Below are 21,446 nucleotides of genomic sequence, written 5' to 3'. Positions count from 1 at the left end.
GCGTTTTCCCTTATTTTTGTACTACAATATTTTCCTGAGAAGGATCAACATGCTGCAATTGCAGCTTTTCCGTTGCGATCCGTTCAACCCGGCTGTGATCGCCGAGCGCATTTTCTTCAAGGATCAGGTTTCGCCATTCAATATCCAGCGCATCGCGTTCCAGTACCATCTGCTCGCGTTGCGCAGTTAATAAGCGTGTGTGGTGGGCAGTCGTGACCACCGTGACGGCCGTGACAATGATGCAAATGAACAGACAGAGTGGCAGTTTCCCAAACCGCAAAAGATCGTCGCCGATCACGCCAGGCAAGGCATGGCGCTCGTTGCTTCCTAACGAATCCTTAACTTTGCTTAGGGTCTCTGTCACTCTGCCGATCATGCGTTCGTCCTCTCTGCAACACGCAGCACTGAACTACGGGCGCGTGGATTCTGTGCCACTTCTTCTTCGCCCGGCATCAACTTGCCTAATGCTCGCAACTGACGGCCACCCAGCTTCCTGAGTTGTTCTTCCGTCATCGGCAGCCCCGCTGGAACCTGTGGACCGCGGCTTTGTTCACGCATAAAGCGCTTCACAATGCGGTCTTCCAGCGAATGGAAGCTGATGATGGATAACCGCCCACCCGGGGCCAGCACGTCGAGCGAGCTTTTTAGCGCCAGCTCTATTTCCTCCAGTTCACTGTTTACCCAGATGCGAACCGCCTGGAAGGTACGGGTCGCGGGATGTTTGTGCTTATCCTTCACCGGCGTCGCCGCCGCGATCACCTCGGCCAGCTCTTTCGTGCGGGTCATCGGCTCGATGCGGTTACGCTCAACGATGGCGCGCGCGATACGCTTGCCAAAACGCTCCTCGCCGAAGGTTTTGATCACCCAGGCAATATCCGCTTCGTCCGCGGTCTGTAACCACTCGGCGGCAGACTGACCGCGAGTAGGATCCATGCGCATGTCCAGTGGACCATCGCGCATAAAGGAGAAGCCCCGTTCAGCATCATCAAGCTGGGGTGAAGAGACGCCAAGATCGAGAAGGATTCCGTCGATCTTGCCCGTCAGGCCACGCTCGGCAACATAATCAGCGAGCGCAGAGAAAGGTCCATGCACGATGGAAAAGCGTGGGTCATCGATGGTTTGCGCAACGGCAATCGCCTGCGGATCGCGATCGATTGCCAGCAGACGCCCTTCCGCTCCAAGCTGGGAGAGGATTAAGCGCGAGTGGCCACCGCGACCAAAAGTGCCATCAATGTAGATGCCGTCCGGACGAATATTCAGGCCGTTAACGGCCTCATCCAGCAGCACCGTTTTATGTTTGTAATTTTCCATCATATTTATAGAGACAAGTCCTGCAGCCGTTCCGATAATGTCGCGGAATCAGACTGCTCAGCGTCGATATCTTCCTTGACCTGTTGATACCAGGTCGTTTCATCCCACAGTTCAAACTTGTTGAACTGCCCGACCAGCATCACTTCTTTGGTCAGACCGGCATGTTGCCGTAACACAGGGGCAATCAGTAACCGGCCTGCGCTATCCATCTGACATTCACTGGCATGTCCCAATAACAACCGCTGCACGCGGCGTTCTTGCGGGTTCATGCTCGACAGTCGCGACAGCTTTTGCTCAATAATTTCCCATTCAGGTAAGGGGTAAAGCAGCAGGCAGGGGGAGTTGATGTCAATGGTGCAAACCATTTGACCCGCAGCGTTCTCAATCAGCTGGTCGCGGTATCGGGTTGGTACCGATAAACGCCCTTTGCTGTCGAGATTGACTAACGTAGCTCCACGGAACATGCCAGTCTCACCCCTCCTCACCACTTTAACCCACAAATTCCCACCTAAAGGAGTTTACGGAGCGAGGGAAAAGCTTGTCAAGCCAGGACTCTCCCTATACAGGCCCGAAAGGCCTCTATTTACAGAGATAAACAGCCCTGGTTAATAACTGCACAACTGGCGAGGCAAAATTAACGTTATGAATATTTGTAAGAAAAAAACCGAATATGCACACTAGCGTTAAGGCTCACTCAATATCATCGCAGATAAATATAAAGTGTCAGTTTGCGACGCGGGCAGCATTTTATGACAGATTCTCAGGGGATAACAGCGCCAGATTCACCCCAGGGCTCGCGAAACGCGGCGGTTGCCGTGCAAGCTGGCACAGGAGAAGGAAAAACGTCTGAATATTCATCGCCGGAAGAGGGTTTGTAACAAAATAATACAAAGACGAGCATTTAAAATCGTTTAAACGTCCTTTAAAGGAACCATTAAACGCCAAAATGAATTAAGAAAAATAGCAGAAGGTAAATTCGCAAGAATTATCCTAATTTCTCTACGGGAATTATCCCGGCGAATTATTTCGTCAAAAGGGGGCAGATTTCTCCGCCCCGTCATTTCATTTATGGCGGCTCAGAATTCCGCGATGGTAAAGATTACGTTTAATTCGCGTCAGACCCGGCTTCGGTTTACGCGGCTCGTCCAGACTTGCCAGCACAATTTCCAGCACGCGTTCAGCCACATCACGATGGCGTTGAGCCACCGCCAGAACCGGGCACTGGAGGAAGTCGAGCAGCTCGTTATCACCGAAGGTCGCGATGGCCAGGTCGGAAGGCAGTTTACCCTCACGGCGTAAGGTCACATCCATCACCCCCTGCAGCAGAGCAAATGAGGTGGTGAATAGCGCCTGCGGCATCGGGTGCGTTTCCAGCCATTTCTCGAAAAGCTGTGCGGCCGCTTCACGTTCATAGCTGTTGGCATAGAGGTAGTGCACCTCACGGGGATCGTCTTTCCAGGCGGTTCTGAACCCCTGTTCACGCAGGAAGCTGACTGACAGTTCAGGCAGCGCCCCCAGATACAGCACCGTTTCAGCCGGGAAGGTTCTCAGCTCTGCCGCCAGCATCTCGGCATCATCCTGATCGGCACCGACGACGCTCGTGAAATGCTCCCTGTCGAGCGCACGATCCAGCGCCACAATCGGGAATGGGTCGTTCGCCCAGCGCTGATAAAACGGGTGTTCAGGCGGTAAAGAGGTGGAGACGATGATGGCATCGACCTGACGCTGGAGCAGATGCTCAATACAGCGCATCTCGTTGTCGGGCTGGTCTTCCGAGCAGGCAATCAGCAACTGATAGCCACGCTGGCGCGCCTGACGTTCAAGATAGTTGGCGATACGGGTATAGCTGGTGTTTTCCAGATCCGGGATCACCAGGCCAATAGAGCGGGTGCGTCCGGCACGCAGGCCAGCTGCGACAGCATTCGGATGGTAGTTATGTTCACGAACCACCGCCATAACTTTTTCAACGGTCTTATCGCTGACACGGTACTGCTTTGCTTTACCGTTAATCACATAGCTGGCCGTTGTTCGTGACACGCCGGCTAGCCGGGCGATTTCATCCAGTTTCACAATTGCCCCTTAAAAAATGAAAAGAGTCCATGGCCTTGGCAAGGTTATGGTTAAATCTTTTAACATCTAAACGCAGAATAGCCTTCGCGGCAACCGCTTTTATCTCTGTTGTCGGCTGATTACACAAAAAAAAGCCCGGCTTTGGTGACCGGGCAGAAAGAGGCGAACCTTTTAGACAACTAACGCATGATCTTATCGCCGCGTGACAGGCCAACAACACCCGATCTCGCAACCTCAACAATTTTTGCCACATCCCGCACAGATGCCAGGAAGGCATCCAGCTTGTCACTCGTTCCGGCCAGCTGAACCGTATATATAGAAGGCGTGACGTCTATAATCTGCCCACGGAAGATATCCGTGTTACGTTTCACTTCCTCACGCCCGTAACCGCTGGCCTGGATTTTCACCAGCATGACCTCTCGCTCAACGTAGGCACCCTGCCCCAGCTCGCTGACGCGCAGAACATCGACCAGCTTATGCAGCTGTTTCTCGATCTGCTCAAGCACTTTGGCATCGCCGACGGTCTGGATGGTCATGCGCGACAGCGTCGGATCGTCAGTCGGCGCAACGGTCAGGCTTTCAATGTTATAGCCGCGCTGTGCAAAAAGGCCAATGACGCGCGACAGTGCGCCAGACTCGTTTTCCAGTAAAACAGATAATATCCGGCGCATATCAGGTTCTCTCCGTTTTGCTTAACCACATTTCATCCATACCACCACCGCGAATATGCATCGGGTATACGTGCTCGGTGCCATCAACAATGACATCCATAAAAACGAGGCGGTTATTTTTAACGTGCTCAAGCGCTTCACCGAGCTTCGTTTCCAGCTCTGCCGGATCGGTCACTCGCATCCCAATATGGCCGTAGGCTTCAGCCAGACGAACAAAGTCAGGCAGTGACGTCATGTAGGACTGAGAGTGACGACCAGAGTAGATCATGTCCTGCCACTGCTTCACCATCCCGAGATAACCGTTATTCAGGTTCAGCACCAGTACCGGCAGCTCATACTGAAGGGCCGTCGACAGCTCCTGGATGTTCATCTGAATACTGCCGTCTCCCGTCACGCAGACGACGGTTTCGTCAGGCAGAGCCAGCTTGACGCCCAGTGCGGCAGGCAAGCCAAAGCCCATCGTTCCTAACCCTCCGGAGTTAATCCAGTGGCGCGGTTTATCAAACGGATAATAAAGGGCGGCAAACATCTGATGCTGACCCACGTCAGACGTCACGTATGCCTCGCCTTTCGTCAGCCGCCAGATAGTTTCGATCACCGCCTGCGGCTTAATGCTGTCGCTTTGCGTGTCATACTTCAGGCACTGACGCGCGCGCCATTGTTCGATCTGCTGCCACCAGTCACGGATCTCATCCAGCGGCTGGGAAGGAGGCTCCTGTGCCAGCAAATCCAGCATTTGCTCCAGCACCTGGCGGGCATCACCGACGATCGGCACATCCGCAGACACCGTTTTCGAAATAGAGGTGGGATCGATATCAATATGAAGCACGGTGGCGTTCGGGCAGTATTTCGCCAGATTGTTGGTGGTGCGATCGTCAAAGCGCACGCCGACGGCAAAGATCACATCGGAATGGTGCATCGTCATGTTGGCTTCATAGGTACCGTGCATACCCAGCATCCCCAGAGCCTGACGGTGAGTTGCCGGGAAAGCGCCCAGCCCCATCAGCGACGACGCAACGGGAAGATTGAGTTTCTCGATAAGCTCCCGAAGCTGCCCTTCACAGGCAGAATTAATTGCCCCACCACCGACATAGACTACCGGTTTTTTGGCGGCCAGCAGCGTTTGCAAGGCACGTTTGATCTGCCCCTTGTGGCCCTGCGTCGTTGGGTTGTATGAGCGCATGCTCACCGACTCCGGCCAGACATAAGGAAGCTTGTTCGCCGGGTTCAAGATATCTTTCGGCAGATCGACCACCACCGGGCCGGGACGCCCGCTTGCTGCCAGCCAGAAGGCTTTTTTCAATATCCCCGGGATGTCTTCAGTTTGCTTAACCAGGAAGCTGTGCTTCACAACGGGACGCGAAATCCCCACCATGTCGCACTCCTGGAACGCGTCGTAGCCGATCAGTGACGTCGCCACCTGGCCGGAAAGAATAACCAGCGGGATAGAGTCCATATACGCCGTGGCAATGCCGGTGATGGCGTTTGTCGCGCCGGGACCGGACGTCACTAATACCACGCCTACTTCACCTGTCGCGCGGGCCAGCCCGTCAGCCATATGCACCGCCGCCTGCTCGTGGCGTACTAAAACATGGTCAATGCCGCCTACCGTATGAAGCGCATCATAAATATCCAGGACTGCGCCTCCGGGATAACCGAACACTTGCTTCACGCCCTGATCGATTAACGATCGGACGACCATTTCCGCGCCAGACAACATCTCCATGCTTTGCCTCCAGGCATTTTGTTATAGACGAGCTGCAGAATTCATTTCCGCACCGTCTTACGACTGGGTTAAACCAATCTTATATTTTGCAGAGTGATCGTTACCTTAACCGCTCGTTATGAGGCAGGCAATTAGCAGACCGGGTGAGCTAAACGGTTCGCAAAGCAGAAAAAACAGGTATTAAGGAAGGATATGGTCAATTCATCTGGTATTAGAGGATGAGATGATTAATCATCGCTGAAAAGCGCGTCGATTCAGGAAATCATCTATTTTTGCGAGCCAGAGAGCAGTAAGAAAAAATTCACAACAGAATAAAATAACAATAACAGAGAAAAAACCAGGATAAATCACACGCGAAGATGCAATTTATCCTGATGCGCTTATCGACGGCAAATACTGATCAGCAACTCTTCCATCCACTGGTGCCCTTTATCCCGACCGGCGGCTTCATGCCAGGAGAGATAGCAGGTACGGCTATTCAGCTTGAGCGGCAACGGCAACATTTGCAGTTGTAGTTGACCGGAAAACTCTTCAGCCAGCCAGCGTGGTGCAATAGCCACCAGATGTGTCTGCGAGACCACGTTCAATACGCTGACCATTGCCATTCCCTGATAAGCAACGCTTGCCTGTTTATCCGCCGTGTCATACCACGGCAGGCTAAAGGAAGCATATCTGTCGAGCGCAACAACAGCATGCTGCTCGCTATAAACGTCACTTTCCCGAAGCGGAGAATTGAGTCGGGGGTGTTTTTTACTGGCGACCAACACCATTTCATCTTTAAACAGCGGAACGCAAGAAAATTCAGGACGTCGAAATTCTTCATATCCCAGAACGAACTCGGTCTCCTGGTAGCGTAACTGATGCTCTGTGTTTTGATTTAAGGATGATTTAAAAACCAGATGGATATTGGGAGCGATCTCTTCAACTTTATTATAAATAATCGACGTCAAATAATTATCTAACGGACTGCAAACACAAAGATTGAATACACGCTCACTGCTTAAAGGTTCAAAGCCTGACCCTGGCAGCTCGTTCTGAACCAGCTGCAACGCCTGACGGATAGAGCCGAATAACTGGAATGCCCGTGCGGTAGGCTGTATTCCTCTCCCGTAACGAACGAATAACTCGTCGTTAAACATAACCTTAAGTCTGGCGACAGCATTACTGACCGCGGGCTGAGACATCCCCAACGTATGGGCCGCCCGGGTGATATTCTGCTCCTGCATGACAGCATCAAATACCGTGAGCAGATTAAGGTCCACCGTACGTAACTGCGGTTTAATCCCATCAGTAGTTTGAGGTTGTTTAATATTAATTTCTGGCACTTCTGACTCCACTGTCACGCTACACTCCCTTTGCCAACGTACTGTAATAATTCCGAAGAATATGATTTACCATGCATATACGATCAGCGAAAGAGAATTATTTTAAATTCGGAAAATATAAAGAACAGTTTAGCGAAAATGACTTTTCGCCACTGACAAACGATAAAATAAACACCACTGCAAATGATATGATTCACTTTAGGATTTGAATGAAACCATAAACTAGACCAATATACAATCGTCAGCGGGTTAATGATGTCTTAAGTATTATTAAACTGTTATTGCAACCCCGATTAAATAAGTTAACAATCTGTAATAACCATAAGACATCCGAAGTGATAAAAAACATTCACCGCATTTATAACTTAATGATATCAAACCCATTTGCGCCCTACACAATTGAGTAGCGAACTTTTAAGTTATTCATCACAATTATATTCAATTATTTCTGCAACCTTTTTCTCAGTCCAAAATTAGACAATTTGTAGGGTCGAAAAAGCAAAACCCAGCACAATTAGCTAAAGCACATATCCTGTCAACCTGGCCAGCCGGGTGCGTTTTTGCCTGCAGGGGTTGACATGCACAGTCGTATCCAGTACCACTAAAAGCATATTGAATTTAACGGAGCACGATTCATGATTCGCACCATTCGTTTCACCGGTCTACTACTACTAAACGCATCCACTGTGCGCGGTAGACTGGCGGGCGAAATTCAGCGTTGAATCGTCACCAGTAAGACTAAAAACCCGCGCCACTGCGCGGGTTTTTTTATGCTCGTAGCAAGGCGCCCTAAGACTGACAAGGACCTAACCCATGAGCCAGCAAGTCATTATTTTCGATACAACTTTACGTGACGGTGAACAGGCATTACAGGCAAGCCTGAGTGTGAAAGAGAAACTGCAGATCGCGCTGGCTCTCGAACGTATGGGTGTCGACGTGATGGAGGTCGGTTTCCCTGTCTCTTCTCCGGGTGACTTCGAATCCGTGCAGACCATTGCGCGTACCATTAAGAACAGCCGCGTCTGTGGCCTGGCACGCTGTGTGGAAAAAGATATCGATGTTGCAGCCGAGTCGTTGAAGGTTGCCGAAGCATTCCGTATTCATACCTTTATTGCTACCTCTCCTATGCACATTGCCACCAAGCTGCGCAGCACGCTGGATGAGGTCATTGAGCGCGCGGTCTACATGGTCAAACGTGCCCGTAACTACACGGATGACGTTGAATTCTCCTGTGAAGATGCTGGCCGTACGCCGATTGAAGATTTGGCGCGCGTGGTGGAAGCTGCCATCAATGCGGGCGCTAAAACCATCAACATCCCGGACACTGTCGGCTACACCATGCCGTTTGAGTTCTCCAACATCATTACCGGTCTGTATGAACGCGTACCAAACATTGATCAAGCGATTATCTCCGTACATACCCACGATGACCTGGGGCTGGCCGTTGGCAACGCCATCGCTGCGGTGCACGCCGGTGCACGTCAGGTAGAAGGCGCGATGAACGGCATCGGTGAACGTGCAGGTAACTGTTCACTGGAAGAAGTGATCATGGCGATCAAAGTGCGCAAAGACATCATGAATGTGCATACCCGCATCAATCACAACGAAATCTGGCGTACCAGCCAGACCGTCAGCCAGATCTGCAACATGCCCATCCCGGCTAACAAGGCGATTGTGGGTACCGGCGCCTTTGCGCACTCCTCCGGTATTCATCAGGATGGCGTACTGAAAAACCGTGAAAACTACGAAATCATGACCCCGGAATCCATCGGCCTGAACCAGGTTCAGTTGAACCTGACCTCCCGTTCCGGTCGTGCGGCGGTGAAACACCGTATGGAAGAGATGGGTTATAAGGACAGCGATTACAACATGGATCAGCTGTACGACGCCTTCCTGAAGCTGGCCGATAAAAAAGGTCAGGTATTCGACTATGACCTGGAAGCGCTGGCCTTCATCAATAAACAGCAGGAAGAGCCTGAGCACTTCCGTCTCGATTACTTCAGCGTGCAGTCAGGCTCCAGCGACATTGCGACTGCCTCGGTCAAACTGGCCTGTGGCGAAGACATTAAGGCCGAAGCGGCAAACGGCAATGGCCCGGTTGATGCCATTTACCGCGCGATTAACCGCGTCACCGAATACGACGTAGAGCTGGTGAAATATGACCTGACGGCCAAGGGCCACGGTGAAAATGCCCTGGGTCAGGTTGATATCGTGGTCACCCACAATGGCCGTCGTTTCCACGGTGTGGGCCTGGCGACGGATATTGTTGAATCCTCCGCGAAGGCGATGGTCCACGTGCTGAACAACATCTGGCGCGCCGCTGAAGTTGAAAAAGAGTTGCAACGCAAAGCTCAGAATAAAGAGAACAACAAGGAAACCGTGTAATGTCGAAGAATTACCATATTGCTGTGTTACCGGGTGACGGTATTGGCCCGGAAGTGATGGCACAGGCGTTGAAAGTACTGGAAGCCGTTCGTTCGCGTTTTGCGATGAAAATCTCCACCAGCCACTATGATGTGGGCGGTATCGCCATCGATAATCACGGTACTCCGCTGCCAAAAGCGACCGTTGAAGGGTGTGAAAATGCGGATGCAGTGCTGTTTGGCTCCGTGGGTGGCCCTAAATGGGAACACCTGCCGCCCGCCGGGCAGCCTGAGCGCGGCGCGCTGCTGCCACTGCGTAAACATTTTAAATTGTTCAGCAACCTGCGTCCGGCGAAGCTGTACCAGGGGCTGGAAACGTTCTGTCCGCTGCGTGCAGATATCGCGGCTAACGGCTTTGACATCCTGTGCGTGCGTGAACTGACCGGCGGGATCTACTTCGGGCAGCCTAAAGGGCGCGAAGGCAGCGGTCAGCATGAAAAAGCCTTTGATACTGAGGTCTATCACCGTTTTGAAATTGAACGTATCGCCCATATCGCCTTTGAGTCGGCGCGCAAACGTCGTCATAAAGTGACGTCTATCGATAAAGCGAACGTTCTGCAGTCTTCTATTTTGTGGCGTGAAATCGTCAGTGAAGTCGCGAAACAGTATCCGGATGTCGAACTGTCCCATATGTACATCGACAACGCGACCATGCAGCTGATTAAAGATCCGTCGCAGTTTGACGTTCTGCTGTGTTCCAACCTGTTCGGCGATATTCTCTCGGACGAGTGCGCAATGATCACAGGCTCTATGGGGATGTTGCCATCAGCCAGCCTCAATGAAGAGGGATTTGGCCTGTACGAACCTGCTGGCGGCTCCGCGCCCGATATCGCTGGCAAAAACATTGCCAACCCGATTGCGCAGATCCTCTCCCTGGCCTTGCTGTTGCGCTACAGTCTTGATGCCGGTGATGCAGCAACTGCAATTGAAAACGCCATTAACCGTGCGTTAGAAGAAGGTGTCCGTACCGGTGATTTAGCACGCGGCACGGCGGCAGTCAGTACCGATGAAATGGGCGACATTATTGCCCGCTATGTCGCTGAAGGGGTGTAATCATGGCGAAAACGTTATATGAAAAATTGTTTGATGCGCACGTAGTCTACGAGGCACCAAACGAAACCCCACTGTTGTATATCGATCGCCATCTGGTGCACGAGGTTACCTCCCCTCAGGCATTCGACGGACTGCGTGCGCATAAGCGCCCGGTGCGCCAGCCAGGTAAAACCTTCGCGACAATGGATCACAACGTCTCCACGCAAACCAAAGATATCAATGCGTCGGGTGAAATGGCGCGTATCCAGATGCAGGAGCTGATCAAAAACTGCAACGAATTTGGCGTCGAGCTCTACGATCTGAACCACCCGTATCAGGGTATCGTCCATGTGATGGGGCCAGAACAGGGCATCACCCTGCCAGGCATGACCATTGTCTGCGGTGACTCCCACACGGCCACCCACGGCGCGTTTGGGGCCCTGGCGTTCGGTATTGGTACCTCTGAAGTTGAACATGTTCTGGCGACGCAGACCCTGAAACAGGGCCGCGCCAAAACCATGAAGATTGAAGTGAAAGGCAAAGCGGCCCCGGGCATTACCGCCAAAGACATCGTGCTGGCCATCATCGGTAAAACCGGCAGCGCAGGCGGCACCGGTCACGTGGTTGAATTCTGCGGTGAAGCCATCCAGGCACTGAGCATGGAGGGCCGAATGACGCTCTGCAACATGGCCATTGAGATGGGGGCAAAAGCGGGCCTGGTTGCACCAGACGAAACAACCTTCAGCTATGTGAAGGGCCGTCTGCACGCGCCGAAAGACCAGGATTTTATTGAAGCAGTCGCGTACTGGAAAACCCTGAAAACCGACGATGGTGCGACGTTTGATACCGTGGTTACGCTGCAGGCGGAAGACATTGCGCCACAGGTGACCTGGGGAACCAACCCGGGCCAGGTGATTTCCGTTAACGATAACATTCCTGACCCGGCCTCTTTCAGCGATCCGGTCGAGCGCGCCAGTGCGGAAAAAGCGCTGGCCTATATGGGTCTGAAGCCAGGCATTCCATTGACTGACGTGACCATTGATAAAGTGTTTATCGGCTCCTGCACCAACTCCCGTATCGAAGATTTGCGCGCGGCGGCCGAGATTGCCAAAGGCCGTAAAGTGGCACCGGGCGTTCAGGCGCTGGTCGTGCCGGGTTCCGGCCCGGTGAAAGCCCAGGCGGAAGCTGAAGGCCTGGATAAGATCTTTATCGAAGCCGGCTTCGAATGGCGCCTGCCTGGCTGCTCCATGTGCCTGGCCATGAACAATGACCGCCTGAGTCCTGGCGAGCGTTGTGCCTCCACCAGTAACCGTAACTTTGAAGGCCGTCAGGGCCGCGGTGGGCGTACTCACCTGGTCAGCCCGGCAATGGCCGCCGCTGCGGCAGTGACCGGTCATTTCGCCGATATTCGCAGCCTGAAATAAGGAGACAATCATGGCAGAGAAATTTACCCAACATACGGGCCGGGTTGTCCCACTGGACGCCGCTAACGTCGACACTGACGCCATCATTCCAAAGCAGTTTTTGCAGAAGGTGACCCGTACCGGGTTTGGCGCGCATCTGTTTAACGACTGGCGTTTCCTGGACGACAAAGGCGAAGTGCCCAATCCCGAGTTCGTGCTGAACTTCCCGGAGTTTAAAGGCGCATCGATTCTGCTGGCGCGTGAAAACTTTGGCTGCGGCTCTTCCCGTGAACATGCACCCTGGGCGCTCACCGACTACGGGTTTAAAGTGGTTATCGCCCCAAGCTTTGCCGATATCTTCTACGGCAACAGCTTCAATAACCAGCTGCTGCCGGTGACGCTGAGCGATGCGCAGGTGGACGAATTGTTCGCCCTGGTGAAGGCAAATCCTGGGATTTCGTTTGAAGTGGATCTGGAAGCGGAAGTGGTGAAAGCGGGTGATAAATCCTACAGCTTCAGCATTGACGCCTTTCGTCGTCACTGCATGCTGAATGGCCTGGACAGTATTGGCCTGACGCTGCAGCACGAAGATGCCATCTCAGCCTATGAGCAAAAACAGCCTGCGTTTATGGGGTAGGCTGCGTACCATCCCGGTGAAGATCAACATCGTCCAACATAATGGGTGCAGTACACCCTCAGTGTTAATTGATGTGGGACTCACCACTGTTTGCCTCTTGCGTCAGCCTGAGGCAAACAGCCTCGGCTGACGCCACGCACTCTATGCGCCTTCTCAGACCCTGTCAGAAAATCGTTTTATTGCGTGAAGCCGCCTTTCAGAATCACACATCTTTTACCCGGCAGGTTAGCACCAGCGTCACCACGGAAATGGCCGCAATCATCCAGTACACTGACGCGTGGCCGTAGGTTTGCGACAACGCCCCCTGAATCACCCCTGCCAGAATAACGCCCGTTGAAATGCTGTTGGTAAAGAGCGTAGTGGCAGAGCCTGCCCGTCCCGGCATTAAGTCCTGGAACCAGAGCATCCCAATCCCGGCCACGATGCCAATAAACACGGCGTTAAACAGCTGCAACGCAAGCAGTGCTTCGCGCGAATGGAAGACGATCAGCCCCAGATAAAAAAGCACTCCCGCCGCCACGGCGACGATCATCATGCGGCGCTTTCCAAAACGCTTAACGTAATAACCCGCCAGGATCATCGCCGGAATTTCCAGGCCGGCAGCCGTCCCCATCAGGATCCCTGCCAGCTTGTCCGGCAACCCCAGATCGCTGCTGATCCACAGCGGCATATCAATGATGTACATGGTGTTGCAGGTCCACATCAGCATGGACGCGATAAACAGCATGCGGACGTTTTTATCCTGCCAGCCGCTCACCTGGGTGATGGGTTTATCGGTCGTCTGCTCCACTCGCGCCACCGAGGGTAGCGCAAAGGCAATCAGTATCAGGCTGATGACAAAAATGCCGGCAGCGATAGAAAACATGGTGGTAAAGCCATAGTTCAGCGCCAGCATAAACGCCAGCGGCGGGCCGATCACCCAGGCCAGAGAGAGCTGCGCACGCATGACCGAGCTGAACATCACCACTTCCCGCGCCGAGTTATCCGCGTATTCACGGGCCAGCGCGAACAGCTGCGGCATGGCGGTATTGGCGAGTGACGCCAGAAGCACGCCGCAGGTAATCAGCGTCAGGTAATGGCGATTGAAGGCAAACAGCAGCGCGTTACCCACGGCCATGGCGCAGCAAAAGAGGATCAGTTTGCGACGATCGCCCCGATTGTCCGATCGTTTTGCCAGTGCCAGACTGACCAGGATCCCGGCGATGGCGTTCACGGTATAAAACAGCCCCACCCAAAACGGCTGCGCCCCCACCTCACGGCTGAGAAACAGGCTCAGCGTCGGAGCCTGCAATGCCCCCGCCACGCCCATCATAAAGGCCACCAGCATAAAAGCGGCATACACGCCGTTCAGGCGTCGCCCCATCGTCATCAACCAGAGCATGCGCAAGTCCTTGTGAAAGCGAATCGAAAGTGGGTGAATAGTAAACGAAAAAAGCCAGCAAAAACATTTTGCTGGCGGGTGAGAAGCACCAATACTCAGTCACACATGATCGAGGCGAGTTAGCAAGAAGAGGTCGGTTTCGTAACGTCCCACTGCATCAGATCTTCCAGGATTTTCAACCGTTGCTCTGCACACTGGCGGGCCAGCCAGGACGCTCCCTGCGTCGCTGAAAAATAACGCTGATAAAACTGACGTGCGGTAGACCTCTTCATAATTTACCTCCTCACTTCATCGGGAAGAATTATTGGCCTAATATAGGGATTAATAAATTGCTGATTTTTTGTCAGGAGTTCCCCTTTTATGCCCTCTGGTCGTCTGCAACAACAATTTATCCGCCTCTGGCAATGCTGCGAGGGGCGATCGCAGGAGACCACGCTGAACGAGCTGGCGGACCTGCTCAGCTGTTCGCGCCGGCACATGCGCACGCTGCTTAATACCATGCAGCAGCAGGGCTGGCTCAACTGGGAGGCCGAGGCGGGTCGCGGAAAACGCTCGCGCCTGACCTTCCTGTATACCGGGCTGGCGTTGCAGCAGCAGCGGGCGGAAGACCTGCTGGAACAGGACCGCATCGACCAGCTGGTGCAGCTGGTGGGGGACAAAGCGGCAGTACGCCAGATGCTGGTGTCGCATCTCGGGCGCAGCTTTCGTCAGGGTCGCCACATTCTGCGGGTGCTCTACTATCGACCAATGAAAAACCTGTTACCCGGCACGGCGTTACGCCGCTCTGAAACCCATATGGCCCGACAAATATTCAGCGGCCTGACGCGCATAAATGAGGAAAATGGGGAACTGGAAGCGGATATTGCGCACCACTGGCAGCAACTTTCTCCTCTTCACTGGCGCTTCTTTCTACGTCCTGGTATTCATTTCCACCACGGCCGCGAGCTGGAGATGGTCGATGTGATTGCCTCTTTAGAGCGCGCCTGCACGCTCCCGCTCTATTCCCATATTTCACGCGTTCACTCCCCTACGGCATGGACACTGGATGTTGAACTGTCTCAGCCGGACAAATGGCTTCCGTGGCTGCTGGGCTATGTACCGTCGATGATTTTGCCCGGTGAATGGGAATCGATGAATAATTTTGCCAGCCTGCCGATTGGCACCGGCCCCTACTCTGTATCGCGCAATAACAACAACCAGCTGAAAATCCGCGCTTTTGATGACTATTTTGGCTACCGGGCGCTGATCGATGAAGTGAACGTGTGGGTATTACCGGATCTCAATGAAGAGCTGAGCGCCGGGCTGACGCTGGAAGGGCCCACCACGGGCGAAAAGGCCGTGGAGAGCCGGCTCGAAGAAGGGTGCTACTACCTGCTGTTCGACAGCCGTACCCATCGCGGGGCAAACCATGAGGTGCGCAAATGGATAAGCCACGTGTTGTCGCCCTCCAGCCTGATTTATCATGCGGAGGAGCAGTACCAAACCTACTGGTTCCCGGCGTATGGTCTGCTTCCTCGCTGGCATCACGCCCGTCCGACATACTGCGACAAGCCCGCCGGGCTGGAGTCCATCACCCTGACCTACTATCGCGAGCACGTTGAACACCGCTTTATCGCCAGAATCATGACCCGACTGCTGGCCGCCGTTGGGGTGAGACTGGATGTCAAAGAGGTGGATTACGATGAATGGCATCAGGGGGAGATCGTCAGCGACATCTGGCTCAACAGCGCCAACTTTACCCTGCCGCTTGATTTCTCGCTCTTCTCTCACCTGTATGAGGTCCCGCTTATCCAGCACTGCATAGACCGGGACTGGCAGCAGGACGCGGCCCTCTGGCGCGCCGGCGACATGAATCTGGCCTCATGGTGCCAGCAGTTGCTGGCTGAACAAGCGATCGTGCCGTTGATCCATCACTGGCTGATGATCCAGGGGCAGCGTAGTATGCGCGGTGTCAGAATGAATACGCTGGGCTGGTTTGATTTTAAATCCGCCTGGTTTTCCCCGCCGGAGCCATAACACTTTCGTAATATTTGCCAAATCATTACAATAGCGCCGTTCTCAACGGGGTGCTGCATCACTGATGTGCGCTGAGATAATACCCGTCGAACCTGATCCGGATAACGCCGGCGAAGGGATTTGAGGCTGTCACTCAAAATCCTTTGCCACTCAACCTTGAGGTGCAAAGTGTTAAAAAAAGTTCTCCCCCTTCTGGCGCTGTTTGCGCTGCCTGCCGTCGCGAAGCCCGTCCTGACGGTCTACACCTACGACTCCTTCTCAGCCGACTGGGGTCCGGGTCCGGTGGTGAAAAAAGCCTTTGAAGCTGACTGTCAGTGCGAACTGAAGTTCGTGGCGCTAGAAGATGGCGTCTCTCTGCTTAACCGCCTGCGCATGGAAGGCAAAAACAGTAAAGCCGATGTGGTGCTTGGGCTGGATAACAACCTGCTGGAGGCCGCCTCGAAAACCAAACTGTTTGCCAAAAGCGGCGTCGCCACCGATGCCGTCAGCGTCCCGGGCGGCTGGCAGAACGACACCTTTGTGCCGTTCGATTACGGTTACTTCGCGTTTGTTTACGACAAAAACAAGCTTAAAAACCCGCCGAAAAGCCTGAAGGAACTGGTCGAAAGCGAGCAGAAATGGCGCGTTATTTATGAAGATCCTCGCACCAGTACGCCAGGCCTGGGGCTGCTGCTGTGGATGCAGAAAGTCTACGGCGATGACGCTCCGCAAGCGTGGCAGAAGCTGGCCGCCAAAACCGTCACCGTGACAAAAGGCTGGAGCGAAGCCTACGGTCTGTTCCTGAAAGGGGAAAGTGATCTGGTTCTGAGCTACACCACCTCCCCGGCTTACCACATCATCGCCGAGAAGAAAGACAATTACGCCGCCGCCAGTTTTGCTGAAGGGCACTATCTGCAGGTCGAAGTGGCAGCCCGCACGGCATCCAGCAAACAGCCCGAACTGGCCGAGAAGTTCCTGAAATTTATGGTCTCCCCGGCATTCCAGAACGCCATTCCAGCGGGTAACTGGATGTACCCCGTGACCAGCGTGACGTTGCCAGCGGGCTTTGAGAAACTGACCAAACCGCAAACCTCGCTGGAGTTTACGCCTCAGCAGGTTGCCGCGCAGCGAGCAGCATGGGTAAGTGAATGGCAACGCGCCGTCAGCCGTTAATTCCCGGCTGGTTAATTCCTGGGCTGCTCGCCGCCGTATTGATGGTGGCGGTCAGTCTGGGCGCATTCCTTGCCTTGTGGTTTAACGCGCCAGAGAGCGACCTGTTCGCGCTCTGGCACGACAGTTATCTCTGGCACGTTATCCGTTTCTCTTTCTGGCAGGCCTTTCTCTCTGCGCTGCTGTCGGTTATCCCCGCCATTTTCCTGGCACGCGCGCTTTATCGCCGCCGTTTTCCCGGCAGGCAGGCCCTGCTGCGCCTGTGCGCCATGACGCTGATCCTGCCGGTCCTGGTGGCCGTGTTTGGCATCCTGAGCGTCTATGGCCGTCAGGGGTGGCTGGCTTCACTTTTCAGCCTGATGGGTCTGGAGTGGCGCTTCTCGCCCTACGGACTGAAGGGCATTCTGCTGGCGCACATCTTTTTCAATATGCCGATGGCGACCAGACTCTTTTTACAGGCACTGGAAAACATCCCCGGTGAACAGCGCCAGCTTGCCGCCCAGTTGGGCATGCGCGGTATGTCCTTCTTCCGCCTGGTCGAATGGCCGTGGCTGCGTCGTCAGATCCCGCCGGTTGCGGCTCTGATCTTTATGCTCTGTTTCGCCAGTTTTGCCACCGTGCTTTCACTCGGCGGCGGCCCGCAGGCCACCACCATCGAACTGGCAATTTACCAGGCGCTCAGTTACGACTATGACCCCGGCCGCGCTGCGCTGCTGGCGATGGTGCAGATGGTTTGCTGCCTGTGCCTTGTGCTGCTGAGCCAGCGTCTGAGCAAAGCCATCCCGCCGGGCAGTAATCAGATAACCGGCTGGCGCGACCCGCAGGACAGCATGCATAGCCGGATCGCTGATCTGCTGCTTATCACGCTGGCGCTGCTGCTTCTGCTTCCGCCGCTGATGGCCGTCATCGTCGATGGCCTGAACCTGAATCTCGTTACCGTGATGCAGCAGCCCGTTCTCTGGCAGGCAACGTGGACCTCGTTACGGATCGCGCTCGCCGCCGGGCTGCTGTGTGTCATGCTGACCATGATGCTTTTATGGAGCAGCCGCGAGCTTTACGCGCGTCAGGCCCGTAAAGCCGGGCACGCCCTGGAGCTGACAGGCATGCTGATCCTGGCGATGCCCGGCATTGTACTGGCGACGGGGTTCTTTTTACTGTTCAACAGCACTATTGGCCTGCCGGAAAACGCCGACGGCATCGTGATTTTCACCAATGCCCTGATGGCGATCCCCTACGCGCTGAAGGTGCTGGAAAATCCGATGCGAGACATCAACAGCCGCTACGCGCTGCTGTGCCATTCGCTCGGTCTGCAGGGCTGGCAGCGGCTAAAGATTATCGAACTGCGTGCGCTGAAACGCCCGCTGGCCCAGGCTCTGGCCTTCGCCTGTGTGCTCTCAATTGGTGATTTTGGTGTCGTGGCGCTCTTCGGTAATGAAGATTTCCGCACCCTGCCGTACTGGCTGTACCAGCAAATTGGCTCCTATCGTAGCCAGGAGGGAGCCGTCACGGCGCTGCTGTTACTGGTGCTCTGCTTTGCCTTATTTACCGTTATCGAAAAACTTCCGGGGCGTAATGTTAAAACTGACTGATGTAACCTGGCTCTACCAGCATCTGCCAATGCGCTTCTCCCTTTCGGTTCGTCAGGGAGAGATGATTGCGGTTCTGGGTCCGAGCGGGGCCGGAAAGAGTACTTTGCTCAATCTGATTGCCGGTTTTCTGCAACCGGCGAGCGGGTCGATAGTGATTGAAAACCGCGACCATACGCGCACGCCACCCGCCCGACGTCCGGTGTCGATGCTGTTCCAGGAAAACAATCTGTTCATGCATCTGACGGTGCGGCAAAACATCGCCCTGGGTATGGATCCTGGCCTGAAACTCAACGACGGTCAGCGCCAGAAGCTGGAGCTGATTGCCGCTCAGATGGGCATTACCGCGTTTATTGACCGCCTCCCCGAAGCCCTCTCCGGCGGGCAGCGTCAGCGGGTGGCGCTGGCGCGCTGCCTGGTGCGCGAGCAGCCCATACTGCTTCTGGATGAGCCCTTCTCTGCACTCGATCCTGCCTTGCGCCAGGAGATGCTTACCCTGGTGCAGGACGTGTGCCAGCGTCAGCAACTGACAATGCTGATGGTTTCGCACAGCATCGAGGATGCCGCGCGGATTGCGCCACGATCGGTGGTCATTGCAGAAGGGAGAATTGCCTGGGATGGCGGCACAGAGGAACTGCTCAGTGGTCACGCAGGGGCGTCTTCATTGTTGGGCATCAGTGCGGGCTGACCCTCTCCCACGGGAGAGGGAAACAGATTAACGGCTCACCACCTTCAAGAGAATTTCACCGTACACCGGCATCAGCGGGTGGCGAATCAGGGCGACCAGCGCCACCACGGCAACCCCCAGCATTAACGGCGCGAGCCACAACAGGCGCGAGCGTGGCAGATAACGCGTCAGGCGATCAACATTCGCTTTCGCGCTGCGCCACAGTCGCCAGCACAGCCAGGCAGCGATCCACAACAGCAGGGCCGTAGCCAGCAACAACCACTTAAACTCGCCACTTTGCATTCCGTCAGGAATATCAACGGTGGCCCCTGCCAGGATCCCCGGCAGAAAGTAGAACGGCGGCCAGAAAACACAGCCGATGATGTTCGGCACCACGAATTTCGCAACAGGCAGATCCAGCATCCCCGCGACCATCGGCACCAGCGGACGCGTTGGTCCAACAAAGCGACCGACGAGGATCGTGAACATGCTGTGCTGATGCAGCGCGTGTTCGGTTTTATCCAGCAAGGCTTTGTTCTTTTTCATGAACGACCAGCGGTGCAGCGGTTTCTTAAAGCGCCAGCCCAGCCAGAAGGAGATCCAGTCGCCAAGTAAACAGCCAATAATCCCCGCCATCCACGCCTGCCAGAAATTCACTTCACCGCTGCCAATCAACGCGCCCAGCCCCGCCATCATCACCGTGCCGGGGAGGATCAACCCAACAAGTGCAAGCGATTCCAGAAACGCCACCAGCGCAACGGCGATAAGCGAATACATAACGGACTGGGTGATAAAATGTTCCAGCAATGCCTGCATAACTATTCCGGTCAGAAAACGAATCAGGGATTCTGCTTAGCGCCCTGCACCGCGTCAAGACAACAATTGTCTGAATAGTTTACAGGTTGCTTCCACAGTTCACCTGCTTGTTTATCTTTTTTTACCGTTTATTCACATCCTGCCCGGAATTCACTGGGGCTGGCACCGGTGCATTTTTTAAATACCCGGGAGAAATAGAGCTGATCTTCAAAGCCCACATTGCGCCCCACGGTGGCAATGGGCATGCGGGTGGTGCTGAGCAGGAGCTTCGCCTGGCTGATACGCTGGTCCTCACGCCAGCTCAGAACGCTAACGCCCAGCTGCTGACGGAACAGATGTGACAGCCGCGACGGTGAGAGACACACATGCTGGGCGACGCTGGCGATATCGAACTGGCTGTCGGCCAGATGGTCGCTGATGTACTGGCAGGCGTCGCGCACGCGGTTGTCCAGCGGAGGATTAAGTGACGCGTTTATCGCCTCCATCCGGCGCAACAGCACCTGTTCAAGCAGGTTAATCGCCAGCAGTTCGGCATACCGGCCACCCGCCTGCCCCGCTTCAATAATTTGGGCAAAGAGTTCGCGGAACTGAGCCAGATGAACCTCGTCCGGGCGATAAAAACCGGTGTGCGCAAAAATAGCCGGCCACGAGAGCCACTCCTGCCAGTAGGCGCGCGGGCGGAAGTAGACCCACTGGTGATACCACTCTTTGGCCTCCGGGTGGCGCCCGTAGTGGTGGATCTCCCCCGGCGGAAACAGCAGCATATCGCCCGGACGGCAGACAAACTGCTGATCGTTATTTTTGATAATCCCTTCCCCACGCACCGTCAGGTTCAGAATATACCCTTTCATCCCGAGCGGTCGGTCGACGTAAAAATCGAGATATCCCTCAGCCTCGATAGGGGTCAGCCCCGCCACCAGGTGAGCATTAAACGAGTAGCCCGGTAATAAGGGATCGTTTTGCGTTTCGGCCATAGATTCAGTTCTCCCAAGGGTCCTGAAGGAAACCAATTGTCCATATCGATAAAAGCAGTATAAAAATGGCCCGCGAAAAGATCCAAAAAGCATCACGCCTCTTTTACGTCCGCCATGTTTCAGCCTTTCCCCCTGATTTGTCCGCCCACGGGGGCAGATCAGCAGTAACAAAAGTGTCTATAAGTGCGGCAGAAATGTCCACATTGATTATTTGCACGGCGTCACACTTTCTATTGCAACAGCAATTTAGTCCATAAGA

20 protein-coding genes and 1 riboswitch are annotated in these 21,446 nt (G+C 54.4%); of the genes, 9 read left to right on the top strand and 11 right to left on the bottom strand.

What is annotated here, in order from left to right; all coding sequences use genetic code 11:
- Nucleotides 1-10 precede the first annotated feature (10 nt).
- The 7 genes from ftsL to leuO all read right to left on the bottom strand — a co-directional run bounded on the left by ftsL (nucleotide 11) and on the right by leuO (nucleotide 7,103).
- The gene (ftsL, locus tag BJP35_RS08300; protein WP_008501989.1) at nucleotides 11-376 is read right to left on the bottom strand and encodes a cell division protein FtsL; all 366 of its coding nucleotides are present in this window, start codon (nucleotides 374-376) and stop codon (nucleotides 11-13) included.
- Nucleotides 373-1,314, bottom strand: coding sequence for a 16S rRNA (cytosine(1402)-N(4))-methyltransferase RsmH (rsmH, locus tag BJP35_RS08295; RefSeq protein ID WP_014168623.1), 942 nt, complete (start codon nucleotides 1,312-1,314; stop codon nucleotides 373-375). The genes ftsL and rsmH overlap by 4 nt, the downstream gene beginning before the upstream one ends.
- 2 nt (nucleotides 1,315-1,316) lie before the next feature.
- The gene (mraZ, locus tag BJP35_RS08290) at nucleotides 1,317-1,775 is read right to left on the bottom strand and encodes a division/cell wall cluster transcriptional repressor MraZ (RefSeq protein ID WP_047743407.1); all 459 of its coding nucleotides are present in this window, start codon (nucleotides 1,773-1,775) and stop codon (nucleotides 1,317-1,319) included.
- A gap of 598 nt (nucleotides 1,776-2,373) precedes the next feature.
- Nucleotides 2,374-3,381 carry a catabolite repressor/activator gene (gene cra, locus BJP35_RS08285; RefSeq protein WP_014168621.1) on the bottom strand — a complete coding sequence of 336 codons (1,008 nt, stop codon included), beginning with the start codon at nucleotides 3,379-3,381 and terminating at the stop codon, nucleotides 2,374-2,376.
- A 179-nt stretch (nucleotides 3,382-3,560) separates the two neighbouring features.
- Nucleotides 3,561-4,052 carry an acetolactate synthase small subunit gene (gene ilvN / locus BJP35_RS08280; RefSeq protein WP_003856371.1) on the bottom strand — a complete coding sequence of 164 codons (492 nt, stop codon included), beginning with the start codon at nucleotides 4,050-4,052 and terminating at the stop codon, nucleotides 3,561-3,563.
- Nucleotide 4,053: 1 nt separating this feature from the next.
- Nucleotides 4,054-5,778, bottom strand: coding sequence for an acetolactate synthase 3 large subunit (gene ilvI, locus BJP35_RS08275; protein ID WP_014168620.1), 1,725 nt, complete (start codon nucleotides 5,776-5,778; stop codon nucleotides 4,054-4,056).
- Nucleotides 5,779-6,158: 380 nt separating this feature from the next.
- Entirely contained in the window at nucleotides 6,159-7,103 is a 945-nt protein-coding gene (gene leuO / locus BJP35_RS08270; protein WP_032669418.1) for a transcriptional regulator LeuO, read from the bottom strand.
- A gap of 635 nt (nucleotides 7,104-7,738) precedes the next feature.
- On the opposite strand from leuO, the gene leuL reads away from it, so the two are divergent.
- The 5 genes from leuL to leuD all read left to right on the top strand — a co-directional run bounded on the left by leuL (nucleotide 7,739) and on the right by leuD (nucleotide 12,598).
- Nucleotides 7,739-7,825 carry a leu operon leader peptide gene (gene leuL / locus BJP35_RS24830; RefSeq protein ID WP_071530973.1) on the top strand — a complete coding sequence of 29 codons (87 nt, stop codon included), beginning with the start codon at nucleotides 7,739-7,741 and terminating at the stop codon, nucleotides 7,823-7,825.
- A 91-nt stretch (nucleotides 7,826-7,916) separates the two neighbouring features.
- On the top strand, nucleotides 7,917-9,488 hold the full coding sequence (gene leuA / locus BJP35_RS08265) for a 2-isopropylmalate synthase (RefSeq protein WP_014168617.1): 1,572 nt from the start codon (nucleotides 7,917-7,919) through the stop codon (nucleotides 9,486-9,488).
- Nucleotides 9,488-10,579: a 3-isopropylmalate dehydrogenase gene (gene leuB, locus BJP35_RS08260; RefSeq protein WP_020882572.1), complete on the top strand. Its 1,092-nt coding sequence runs from the start codon at nucleotides 9,488-9,490 to the stop codon at nucleotides 10,577-10,579. Before leuA ends, leuB begins: the two co-directional genes overlap by 1 nt.
- A gap of 2 nt (nucleotides 10,580-10,581) precedes the next feature.
- Entirely contained in the window at nucleotides 10,582-11,982 is a 1,401-nt protein-coding gene (gene leuC / locus BJP35_RS08255; protein ID WP_047743406.1) for a 3-isopropylmalate dehydratase large subunit, read from the top strand.
- Nucleotides 11,983-11,992: 10 nt separating this feature from the next.
- Nucleotides 11,993-12,598, top strand: coding sequence for a 3-isopropylmalate dehydratase small subunit (gene leuD, locus BJP35_RS08250; protein WP_014168614.1), 606 nt, complete (start codon nucleotides 11,993-11,995; stop codon nucleotides 12,596-12,598).
- A 202-nt stretch (nucleotides 12,599-12,800) separates the two neighbouring features.
- Here the strand turns inward: leuD and BJP35_RS08245 are convergent, their stop codons facing one another.
- Complete coding sequence (locus tag BJP35_RS08245; protein WP_020882570.1) at nucleotides 12,801-13,979, bottom strand: sugar efflux transporter; 1,179 nt, start codon at nucleotides 13,977-13,979, stop codon at nucleotides 12,801-12,803.
- 119 nt (nucleotides 13,980-14,098) lie between these two features.
- On the bottom strand, nucleotides 14,099-14,251 hold the full coding sequence (gene sgrT, locus BJP35_RS08240) for a glucose uptake inhibitor SgrT (protein ID WP_014168612.1): 153 nt from the start codon (nucleotides 14,249-14,251) through the stop codon (nucleotides 14,099-14,101).
- 88 nt (nucleotides 14,252-14,339) lie between these two features.
- Between sgrT and sgrR the strand changes: the two genes are divergently transcribed.
- The 4 genes from sgrR (at nucleotide 14,340) to thiQ (ending at nucleotide 19,418) form a co-directional block, all read left to right on the top strand.
- Nucleotides 14,340-15,995, top strand: coding sequence for an HTH-type transcriptional regulator SgrR (gene sgrR / locus BJP35_RS08235; RefSeq protein ID WP_047743405.1), 1,656 nt, complete (start codon nucleotides 14,340-14,342; stop codon nucleotides 15,993-15,995).
- Nucleotides 15,996-16,031: 36 nt separating this feature from the next.
- Nucleotides 16,032-16,132, top strand: a riboswitch (TPP riboswitch).
- 31 nt (nucleotides 16,133-16,163) lie between these two features.
- On the top strand, nucleotides 16,164-17,147 hold the full coding sequence (gene thiB / locus BJP35_RS08230) for a thiamine ABC transporter substrate binding subunit (protein ID WP_047743403.1): 984 nt from the start codon (nucleotides 16,164-16,166) through the stop codon (nucleotides 17,145-17,147).
- Complete coding sequence (gene thiP / locus BJP35_RS08225) at nucleotides 17,123-18,733, top strand: thiamine/thiamine pyrophosphate ABC transporter permease ThiP (protein WP_047743401.1); 1,611 nt, start codon at nucleotides 17,123-17,125, stop codon at nucleotides 18,731-18,733. The genes thiB and thiP overlap by 25 nt, the downstream gene beginning before the upstream one ends.
- Nucleotides 18,717-19,418, top strand: a complete 702-nt coding sequence (gene thiQ, locus BJP35_RS08220; RefSeq protein WP_020882567.1) for a thiamine ABC transporter ATP-binding protein ThiQ — start codon at nucleotides 18,717-18,719, stop codon at nucleotides 19,416-19,418. Before thiP ends, thiQ begins: the two co-directional genes overlap by 17 nt.
- Nucleotides 19,419-19,445: 27 nt before the next feature.
- On the opposite strand, the gene BJP35_RS08215 is transcribed toward thiQ, so the two are convergent.
- The gene (locus BJP35_RS08215) at nucleotides 19,446-20,213 is read right to left on the bottom strand and encodes a DedA family protein (protein ID WP_014168607.1); all 768 of its coding nucleotides are present in this window, start codon (nucleotides 20,211-20,213) and stop codon (nucleotides 19,446-19,448) included.
- 128 nt (nucleotides 20,214-20,341) lie between these two features.
- Nucleotides 20,342-21,187, bottom strand: a complete 846-nt coding sequence (gene araC / locus BJP35_RS08210; RefSeq protein ID WP_025205437.1) for an arabinose operon transcriptional regulator AraC — start codon at nucleotides 21,185-21,187, stop codon at nucleotides 20,342-20,344.
- Nucleotides 21,188-21,446 lie beyond the last annotated feature (259 nt).

The sequence above is a fragment of the Enterobacter sp. J49 genome (assembly GCF_002148625.1).
Classification (GTDB): Bacteria; Pseudomonadota; Gammaproteobacteria; order Enterobacterales; family Enterobacteriaceae; genus Enterobacter; species Enterobacter ludwigii.
This window is presented reverse-complemented; position numbering and strand designations above follow the sequence as displayed.